Source organism: Nonomuraea antimicrobica, from assembly GCF_039536965.1.
Taxonomy (GTDB): domain Bacteria; phylum Actinomycetota; class Actinomycetes; order Streptosporangiales; family Streptosporangiaceae; genus Nonomuraea; species Nonomuraea antimicrobica.
On sequence record NZ_BAAAZP010000081.1, the window covers coordinates 154,755 to 163,536 of the forward strand.

The window sequence follows — 8,782 nt, forward strand, 5'->3', positions numbered from 1 at the left end:
GCGCCCGCTCACTTGGCGGGCCGGTCCACCAGGTCCTTGAACTCGGGGTGACGCTCGATGTACTTCGCCACGTAGGGGCAGAGCGGCTGCACGCGCAGGCCCGTGTCGGCGCTCGCCTGAAGGGCGTGCCCGACCAGCCGACCGGCCAGCCCCTGCCCCTCGTAGGCGGGCAGCACCTCGGTGTGCGTGAACACGATCTTGGTGGGCAGCAGCCGGTAGTCGGCGAACCCGGCGACCTTGCCGTCCACGAGGATCTCGAACCGGCTCTCCATCGAGTTGTCGACTATTTCGATCGGCATCTACTTCTTGGCTTTCTCGTCGGTCTTCGCCTCGTCCGCTTCTTCGCCCTCGCGCGGCACCTGGATCTTCGACATCTGCTTGTTCATCGACTTGATCAGGATATACAGGGCAAGACCGAGAAACGCCACGACGAGGAACCCGAGCAGGCCCGGGCTGACTTCACCTGCTGCTAGAACCGTCACACTTCCAGTCTGCCACCGGGGGGCCGTGGTCCCGCCAGCGGTCGGCCCGGCAGTTCACCGTGCTCACCCGGCGGTTCGGCGCGCTCAGTGGCAGGCGGGCTCGACCTCGTCGGCGTGGATGCCCGCGAACAGGTCGTCCTCCGGCAGGTCGGTGTCGACCAGCGAGCGGGCCAGGTGGTAGTCCTCGGTCGGCCAGATCTCCTGCTGCAGCTCGCGCGGGCAGACGAACCACCAGCCGTCGTCGGGGTCGACCTGGGTGGCGTGCGCCATCAGGGCCTCGTCGCGGATCTCGAAGTAGTCGCCGCACGGCACCCGCGTGGTCACGGGCCACTTGGCGGGCCGGTCTTCCCAGCGGGAGATCCAGTCGGAGTAGGGGGAGCCGAGGCCCCGCTCGGTCATGGCCTCGTGCAGCGCCTCGAAGCGCTCCTTGGTGAAGCCCATGTGGTAGTAGAGCTTGAGCGGCTGCCAGGGGTCGCCGGCGCCGGGGTAGCGGTCGGGGTCGCCGGCCGCCTCGAACGCCTCGACGGAGACCCTGTTGGTCATGATGTGGTCGGGGTGCGGGTAGCCGCCGTCGTCGTCGTAGGTGATGATGACATGCGGCCTGAACTCGCGTACGGCGGCCACCAGCGGCGCCGAGGCGTCCTCCAGCTTCTGCAGCGCGAAGCAGCCCTCGGGCAGCGCCTCGTCCTCGTTCTCCGGCAGCCCGGAGTCCACGAAGCCCAGGAAACGCTGCTCGACGCCGAGGATCTCGCGGGCCCGCGCCATCTCGGCCCTGCGCACCTCCGCGATGTTGGCCACGATCTCGGGCCGGTCCATCTTCGGGTTGAGCACGGATCCGCGCTCACCGCCCGTGAGGGTGCACACCAGCACTTCCACGCCTTCGCGCACGTAACGCGCCATCGTGGCGGCGCCCTTGCTCGACTCGTCGTCGGGGTGGGCGTGTACGGCCATCAGCCTCAACGGTGCACTCACGGGCTCGATGCTCCTCAGTAGGACCGGTCAGTCGCCCAGAGAGGTTAGTTTCTGCTGGGCGGTCGCGAGGGCACACCCCTCGCGGGCGACAATTGTCTCGGATAACGCCGAGGGAGTGCAGGGAGATTCCGCCATGGTCACCAGAGATGCCGAGAACGGGCCCGTTCTCGGCACGCCAGACGACTTCCCCGACCGGCCCAGACGAGGGGGCCGGCTCGTCGTCCACGTGGTGATCGGCGTGCTGGTGGCCATCATCGCAGGTGGCTGGGGCTACGTGATGTGGTCGATGACGGCGGGCGGGTCGGAGGCGCCGGCGCAGGTCGTGACGTTCAAGGTCATCGGCCCGAGCCGCGCGGAGATCACCTTTGAGGTGTACAAGCCAGACGATAGGGTGGCCGTCTGCCGGATCAGGGCGCTCGACGTCGATCATGCGGAAGTGGGCAGCAAGGAAGTAAGAATCCCGGCTGGTGGGGGTAGTAAGCAGCTCAAGGAAAGCCTCGACACGAGCGGTCAGGCGACTACCGTCCACGTCCAGTACTGCAATCTCGTATAGTGAGACATTTGGGGAAGCGTTCGAGCGGTTAAGTTGTTAGCCTTTCGAAATTCAACCGTTCGCAACCTCAAGCGATCTCAGGGCCCCCTAGGCAAGCAAGGAGAACCCGTGGCCGACTCTCGCGATGAGAACGTCACCTGGCTGACGCAGGAGGCGTACGACCGCCTGAAGGCGGAGTACGAGTATCTCTCTGGCCCCGGGCGCGTCGACATCGCCAAGAAGATCGAAGCCGCCCGCGAGGAGGGCGACCTGCGCGAGAACGGCGGTTACCACGCCGCCAAGGACGAGCAGGGCAAGATGGAGGCCCGCATCTTCCATCTCCGGCAGATCCTCGACAACGCCCAGGTGGGCGAGGCCCCCAAGGCCGAGGGTGTGGTGGGCCCCGGCATGACCGTGACGATCCGGTTCGTCGGCGACGACGACGAGGTCACCTTCCTGCTCGCCTCCCGTGAGGAGAGCGGCGCCCCGATCGACGTCTACTCGCCCAAGTCCCCCCTCGGGGCGGCGATCAACGGCAAGAAGATCGGCGAGAAGGCGACCTATTCCCTGCCCAACGGACGGCAGAACACCGTCGAGATCCTCGAGGCTGTGCCGTACATCGGCAACTGACCCCCCTCGACGACGACCGCCGGGCCAACGTCGGCCCGGCGGCGTTTTCACGTTCGTCGGGAATTCGGCAGGATCTGAGTTTCTTAGTCAAAGGCCGTAAGCCGCGTAACAGGTACAACACGTACAAACTTGTGCCGTTCATCGTGGTGGCATTGGTGGCGGTGCTGACCACCGACGTGTTGCTGCTGACGCAGCCCGACGTCTCCTTCGAGGCCGAGTCCTTACGCGCCACCCCCAAGCAGTCGCTGCTGGCCGAGCAGCGTTCCGAGCCGCAGCCGCCGGCCCAGACCGCGCAGCCCGTGGCGCCCCTGGACAAGCTGTACAAGCCCCACCTCTTCGTGCTCACCAGCAAGCCCTTCACCGACGAACTGCTGCGGAAGGTCGCGAAGGTGTCCGGCGTGCAGGCGCTGGAACTCGCCGACGCGGCCTCCGTCACGCTCGACGGCAAGCGGGTGCAGACGCTGGCGGTCGACCCGTCCACGTTCCGCTCGTACACGCCCAAGGTGACCGCTTCGTCCGACGCGCTGTGGCAGAACGTGGCGGCCGGTGACGTGGCGGTCTCGTTCGTGCTGGGCAACGACGGCGGGCTCCCGTTGCACAGCCGGGTGTCGGTGGGCTCGGCTGGGCAGTTGCGCATCGGCGCGTACGCCACCACCGGGTTCGGCGCGGTGGACGCCGTCGTGTCCAAGGAGACCGGCCGCACCCTGGGCATGCCCCGCGACAACGCGCTCATCGTCAGCGCCCCCAAGGCCGACTCCAGCGAACTGCGCAAGAAGCTCCAGCGCGTGCTGCCCAAGGGCACGCAGATGGCCCTGGTCAACCCGGTGCTGCCGCAGCCGCAGCAGAAGGTGACGCAGAACAACTGGCCGGCGGGCTCGCTCATGACCGGCGAACAGCTCACGGTGGCGCTCAAGGCGGCCGCGTCCAAGCTGGGCCGCCCGTACGTGTGGGGCGCCGAGGGGCCCGACAGCTTCGACTGCTCCGGCCTGGTCCAGTGGGCGTACGCGCAGGCGGGGGTGCGGATGCCCCGGGTGACGCACCAGCAGTGGGTGACGGGGCCGCAGGTGCCGCTGGCGCAGGCGCAGCCCGGCGACCTGATCTTCTGGCGGCACGACCCCACCAACCCCGACTACATCTCGCACGTGGCGATCTACTGGGGCGACGGAAAGATGCTGCACGCGCCCAGAACGGGGGACGTGGTGAAGATCTCCCCGGTGAGCACCCGCAACCTGGCCGGAGTCGTCCGCATCAGCCCCGCCGCCGCCGCCAAGGTCCGCTAGCCACCGGCTCCCGCGCCCTCCCCTCTCGAAGCCCAGAGAAGCCCAGAGCGAACTCCGCCGAAATCCGGCGCGGGCCGGACGGGTGCAATTCGCCAGCAACTATGTAATCTTAATTACATGGCAACACACGACGACGAGACCGCACAGGTACGCGGTTGGTTCACGGGCCGCCTCCCCGAGGGCTGGTTCACCGGCGCCCCCGAGATCGTCAGGGACCGCGAGGAGATCGCGGTGCTCGGCACCCTTCCCGACCCGCCCGGCGACGTGTCCGGCGCCGAACGGGCCGCGCTCATCGAGGGTCTGGCCCGCAGGTTCAGGGAGGAGACGCGCGAGCGGCGCATCGAGATCGCCGGCGAGGCCGAGCACAAGTTCCGCCAGAAGGTGTCCTGGGGCGTCGTCTGCGGCGGCGAGACTGTGATGTTCACCACACTCTCCGTGCCCGTGATGACCCGGCTGCGCCAGGCCGAGCGCCAGGTCCTCGACACGCTCGTGGCCGCCGGCGTGGCCAGGAGCCGCAGCGACGCGCTCGCCTGGTGCGTGCGCCTGGTCGGCAAGAACACCGACACGTGGCTCGCCGAGTTGCGCGACGCGCTCCAGCACGTCGACCGGGTTCGCTCCGCGGGGCCCGACGTCAATTCATGAGACTGCCCAGCGGAAACGGCTCGGGCAATGGACTAAACCACTGGGGAAATTGGTTTAGACCAGCCGGATTGGACTGTACCACTGCGCTGAGTTTCGGCTCGATTTCCTCTTTTAAATCGGCTCCTCCTGGGTAGGCTCCATCAAATCGTCAGGGCCCCTGCCTGCGGCGACAGCCTGGCCAACAGGTCTATGCCAATTGGCTTTCCGGCCGCTTCGTCGTTAATGATGACTGGGCCCTGAGAGAGTGGAGGAGTCACCGCCGTGTCCGTTTCCGTGGTAGCAGCAGCACCCACCAGCAATAGCGAATTGGCCGCGTGGGTGAACGAGATCGCGGCCCTCACCCAGCCGGACCGCGTCGAGTGGTGCGACGGGTCGGAGGAGGAGTGGACACGCCTGACCAACCTCCTCGTCGAGCAGGGCACGCTCACGCGCCTGGCCGCCAGGCCCAACAGCTTCTACGCCAAGTCCGACCCCTCCGACGTGGCGCGGGTGGAGGACCGTACCTTCATCTGCTCCGAGCGCGAGCAGGACGCGGGCCCGACGAACAACTGGATCGCGCCCGACGAGATGCGCCGCACGTTCGGCGGGCTCTTCAAGGGCTGCATGCGCGGCAGGACCATGTACGTCGTGCCGTTCTGCATGGGCCCGCTGGGCGGTGAGATCTCCCAGCTCGGCGTCGAGATCACCGACTCCGCGTACGTCGCCGTCTCCATGCGCGTCATGACCCGCATGGGCGACAGGGCGCTGCGCCTGATCGAGGAGCGGGGCGAGTTCGTCAGGGCCGTGCACTCCGTCGGGGCGCCGCTGCGGCCTGGCCAGGCCGACGTGCCCTGGCCGTGCAGCACGACCAAGTACATCAGCCACTTCCCCGAGACCCGCGAGATCTGGTCCTACGGCTCCGGCTACGGCGGTAACGCCCTGCTCGGCAAGAAGTGCTACGCGCTGCGCATCGCCAGCGTCATGGCCCGCGACGAGGGCTGGCTGGCCGAGCACATGCTCATCCTGAAGCTCACGCCGCCCACCGGCGAGACCCGCTACATCGCCGCCGCCTTCCCGAGCGCCTGCGGGAAGACGAACCTCGCCATGCTCCAGCCCACGATCCCGGGCTGGAAGGTCGAGACGATCGGCGACGACATCGCCTGGATGCGCTTCGGCGACGACGGCCGCCTCCACGCGATCAACCCGGAGGCCGGGTTCTTCGGCGTCGCCCCCGGCACCGGCCAGGTGACCAACGCCAACGCGGTCAGGACCCTCTGGGGCAACAGCATCTTCACCAACGTCGCGCTCACCGACGACGGCGACGTGTGGTGGGAGGGCCTCACCGAGGAGCCGCCCGCGCACCTGACCGACTGGAAGGGCCGCTCGTGGACGCCTGACAGCGCCGAGCCGGCCGCCCACCCCAATGCCCGCTTCACCACCCCTGCCGCCCAGTGCCCGACCATCGCACCCGAATGGCAGGACCCGAAGGGCGTGCCCATTTCAGCGATCTTGTTCGGCGGCCGGCGTGCCACCGCCGTTCCTCTGGTGACAGAGTCGCTGAGCTGGGAGCACGGCGTCTTTCTCGGAGCCAACGTCGCCTCCGAGAAGACCGCCGCGGCCGAGGGCAAGGTCGGCGAGCTGCGGCACGACCCGTTCGCCATGCTGCCGTTCTGCGGCTACAACATGGGCGACTACTTCGGCCACTGGCTGGAGATCGGCCGCCGCAAGGGCGCCGAGCTGCCCCGGATCTACTACGTCAACTGGTTCCGCAAGAACGCCGACGGCAGGTTCATCTGGCCCGGCTTCGGCGAGAACAGCCGCGTGCTCAAGTGGATCGTGGAGCGACTCAACGGCGAGGCGAAGGCCGTGCCCACGCCGATCGGCCTGCTCCCTGCCACGCTCGACACCGAGGGCCTCGACCTGTCGGAGGAGGACCTGCGTACGCTGCTGACCGTCGACAGGGAGGTCTGGCGCGAGGAGGCCGCGCTGATCCCGGCCCACTTCGACAAGTTCGGCAGCCACCTGCCCAAGGAGCTGTGGAACGAGTACAACGACCTGCTCGACCGCCTCGGCTGAGCAGCGCTCCCGGCCCTGGCGCCGGACGTCCTCGCGACGTCCGGCGCTTTCGTCTGTCACGCCGGCTGAGGAGCGGTTGGACGGGAGCTAAACGCGCAAAACTGTATCCCTCGCGACGGAACCCTTACCGTGCCCTTAGGCGTCCTTTCAGAACGCCAGCCTTGATCGGCCGTACGAGGGGAGGCCGTGCATGGATCTGTTCATGCTGACCGTTTCTGTGGCCGTCGCGGTCTACGCCGCCGGCGCCATCCTGACGAGCACACGCGGGCACGCGGCGAGCCGGGCCGCCGCGACGGGGGCCCGCCCGCACGACCTCGGCCACTACGACCTGGCGTACCTGATGGGCGGGCCGGAGAGGGTGGCCGACACCGCCATCGCGCTGCTGGCCGACACCGGCGCCATCCGGGTGTCGCGCGGCGGTCGGGTGCACCAGGTGAGGTCGGGAACCGTCACGAGAGAGCCCGTCGAGGAGACCGTGCTGGGCGTGGTGGCCGCCTACGTGAGCCTGTCCGTCACCGCGCTCAGGGCCGAGGTCGTCAGGAGCCCGGCGATGGAGTCGCTCAAGCAGCACCTCACGGCGGAGGGGCTGCTCGCGGTGGTCGACCCGTTCGCCACGGTGCACAGGCGGAGCCTGCGGCTGCGGGCGGTGGCAATGGTCGCGTTCGTCGGTGCCGTGATCGAGGTGCTGACCGTCCTCACGAGCCCGAGTCTCGTCGCCGTGTTCGCATCGGTCGTCTTCGCCGGCACGTGGATCGGCTCGGAGGCCGCGCTCGCCCGCCTACGACGTTCGCCGGGGGTGGCGCTGACCGCGTCGGGCCGGGAGGCGCTGGAGTCGGCCAGGCGCTCGAACGTCCGGGGCGTCGCGCACGGGCCCGTCCCGCTGGCCCTGTACGGCCTCGGCGAGGTGCGGGACGCGAGCCTACGTGCCGAGCTGCGACGGGACGCCCGGAGGCGGCGCGGGTCCTCGTACGCCGGAAACGGCTCGGCCGGGTGCGGCAGCGGTGGGAGCGTGCACAGCGGGTCGGGCTGTGGGAGCGGGTCGTCCGGCTGCGGTGGGGGCAGCAGCTGCGGCGGCGGCGGCGGTTGTGGCGGCGGGGGAAGCTGAGATGGCCGGACTCGGAGTGGGCATCGGCTGGCGGCCGGAGCTGGACCTGACGATCGAGCGGATGGCCGGCGTCGACTTCCTCGAAGTGGTCGCCGAGAACCTCAGGCCCGCCCGCCTGCCCGAGTCCCTGCGGGTCTTACGGGCCAGGGGCCTGCCGGTGATCCCGCACGGCGTGTCGCTCGGGATCGGCGGCGCCGAGCCGCCCTCCCCGGCCCGCCTGGCCCACCTGGCCGCCTGCGCACAGGCGCTGGACGCGCCGCTGGTCAGCGAGCACCTGGCGTTCGTCAGGGGTGGCGGTCTGGAGGCCGGGCACCTGCTGCCGGTCCCGCGTACGCGGGCGTCGCTGCGGGTCGTCACCGAGAACGTCCGCCGCGCCCAGGACGCCCTGCCCGTCCCCCTGGCCCTGGAGAACGTCGCGGCCCTCTTCGGCTGGCCGGACGACGAGCTGACCGAGGCCCAGTTCCTGGCCGAGCTGGTCGAGCGCACCGGGGTCGGGCTGCTCGTCGACGTGGCCAACCTGCACACCAGCCAGGTCAACCTGGGCCTGCCCGCCGTGGCGGCGCTGGACACGCTCCCGCTGGAGCGCCTGGCCTACGTCCACGTCGCGGGCGGCTACGAGCACCATGGCCTCTGGCACGACACCCACACCACGACCGCGCCACAGGCCGTGCTCGACCTGCTGACCGAGCTGTGCGCCAGGACCAGCCCGCCCGGCGTGCTGCTGGAGTGGGACGACGAGTATCCGAGCGACGCCGTGCTGGTGGACGAGCTGGCGCGGATCAGGGCCGCCATGGCCCTGACCGGAGACCCCCGGTGACGGACGAGACCGCATGGGCCCGGCTCGCCGAGGCACAGGCACAGGCACGGGTGGCGGCCGACGAGGCGGAGCGGGCGCGGCTCGCCGAGGCGCAGGCCAGGGTGGTGGCGGCGCTGGTCGCGGGGGCGGAGACGCCTGATGGGTTCGACCCGGAGCGGATGGCCGCCCAGGCCGCCGGCCTGGTGGCCAAGCGCCGCGCCATCGTCGCCGGGATCCGCCCCGACACGGCCGTCGCGGCGGGGCCCGACCTGGCCGCCGAGTTCGCCG

11 protein-coding genes are annotated in these 8,782 nt (G+C 69.6%); 8 read left to right on the plus strand and 3 right to left on the minus strand.

What is annotated here, in order from left to right:
- Positions 1-8 precede the first annotated feature (8 nt).
- The 3 genes from ABD844_RS21845 to mca form a co-directional block, all read right to left on the minus strand.
- On the minus strand, positions 9-299 hold the full coding sequence (locus tag ABD844_RS21845) for a GNAT family N-acetyltransferase (RefSeq protein WP_344880730.1): 291 nt from the start codon (positions 297-299) through the stop codon (positions 9-11).
- Entirely contained in the window at positions 300-482 is a 183-nt protein-coding gene (locus tag ABD844_RS21850; RefSeq protein ID WP_344880733.1) for a hypothetical protein, read from the minus strand. It abuts the gene before it with no gap.
- A gap of 84 nt (positions 483-566) precedes the next feature.
- Positions 567-1,454 carry a mycothiol conjugate amidase Mca gene (gene mca / locus ABD844_RS21855; protein ID WP_344880736.1) on the minus strand — a complete coding sequence of 296 codons (888 nt, stop codon included), beginning with the start codon at positions 1,452-1,454 and terminating at the stop codon, positions 567-569.
- A 133-nt stretch (positions 1,455-1,587) separates the two neighbouring features.
- Between mca and ABD844_RS21860 the strand changes: the two genes are divergently transcribed.
- The 8 genes from ABD844_RS21860 to ABD844_RS21895 form a co-directional block, all read left to right on the plus strand.
- A complete protein-coding gene (locus ABD844_RS21860) occupies positions 1,588-2,007 on the plus strand; it encodes a DUF4307 domain-containing protein (protein WP_344880739.1) in 420 nt (139 codons plus the stop codon).
- Between the two features lie 108 nt (positions 2,008-2,115).
- Positions 2,116-2,616, plus strand: a complete 501-nt coding sequence (greA, locus tag ABD844_RS21865) for a transcription elongation factor GreA (RefSeq protein WP_043628806.1) — start codon at positions 2,116-2,118, stop codon at positions 2,614-2,616.
- Positions 2,617-2,759: 143 nt separating this feature from the next.
- Entirely contained in the window at positions 2,760-3,896 is a 1,137-nt protein-coding gene (locus ABD844_RS21870) for a C40 family peptidase (protein ID WP_344880742.1), read from the plus strand.
- Positions 3,897-4,013: 117 nt separating this feature from the next.
- Positions 4,014-4,538 (plus strand): hypothetical protein, encoded by a 525-nt coding sequence (locus ABD844_RS21875; RefSeq protein WP_344880745.1) that lies wholly within the window; start codon positions 4,014-4,016, stop codon positions 4,536-4,538.
- Positions 4,539-4,799: 261 nt separating this feature from the next.
- Entirely contained in the window at positions 4,800-6,593 is a 1,794-nt protein-coding gene (locus ABD844_RS21880) for a phosphoenolpyruvate carboxykinase (GTP) (RefSeq protein ID WP_344880748.1), read from the plus strand.
- Between the two features lie 190 nt (positions 6,594-6,783).
- Complete coding sequence (locus ABD844_RS21885) at positions 6,784-7,698, plus strand: TIGR04222 domain-containing membrane protein (RefSeq protein ID WP_344880751.1); 915 nt, start codon at positions 6,784-6,786, stop codon at positions 7,696-7,698.
- Between the two features lies 1 nt (position 7,699).
- Positions 7,700-8,515 (plus strand): MbnB/TglH/ChrH family RiPP precursor modification enzyme, encoded by an 816-nt coding sequence (locus ABD844_RS21890; protein ID WP_344880755.1) that lies wholly within the window; start codon positions 7,700-7,702, stop codon positions 8,513-8,515.
- Positions 8,512-8,782 (plus strand): SCO6045 C-terminal-like domain-containing protein (locus ABD844_RS21895; RefSeq protein WP_344880758.1); only part of this gene is annotated, 271 nt, incomplete at its 3' end. The genes ABD844_RS21890 and ABD844_RS21895, both read left to right, overlap by 4 nt.

Coding starts and splice junctions, on each gene's coding strand:
- ABD844_RS21845 (WP_344880730.1), bottom strand. CDS start 299: ATGCCGATCGAAATAGTCGACAACTCGATGGAGAGCCGGTTCGAGATC.
- ABD844_RS21890 (WP_344880755.1), top strand. CDS start 7,700: ATGGCCGGACTCGGAGTGGGCATCGGCTGGCGGCCGGAGCTGGACCTG.
- ABD844_RS21860 (WP_344880739.1), top strand. CDS start 1,588: ATGGTCACCAGAGATGCCGAGAACGGGCCCGTTCTCGGCACGCCAGAC.
- ABD844_RS21885 (WP_344880751.1), top strand. CDS start 6,784: ATGGATCTGTTCATGCTGACCGTTTCTGTGGCCGTCGCGGTCTACGCC.
- ABD844_RS21875 (WP_344880745.1), top strand. CDS start 4,014: ATGGCAACACACGACGACGAGACCGCACAGGTACGCGGTTGGTTCACG.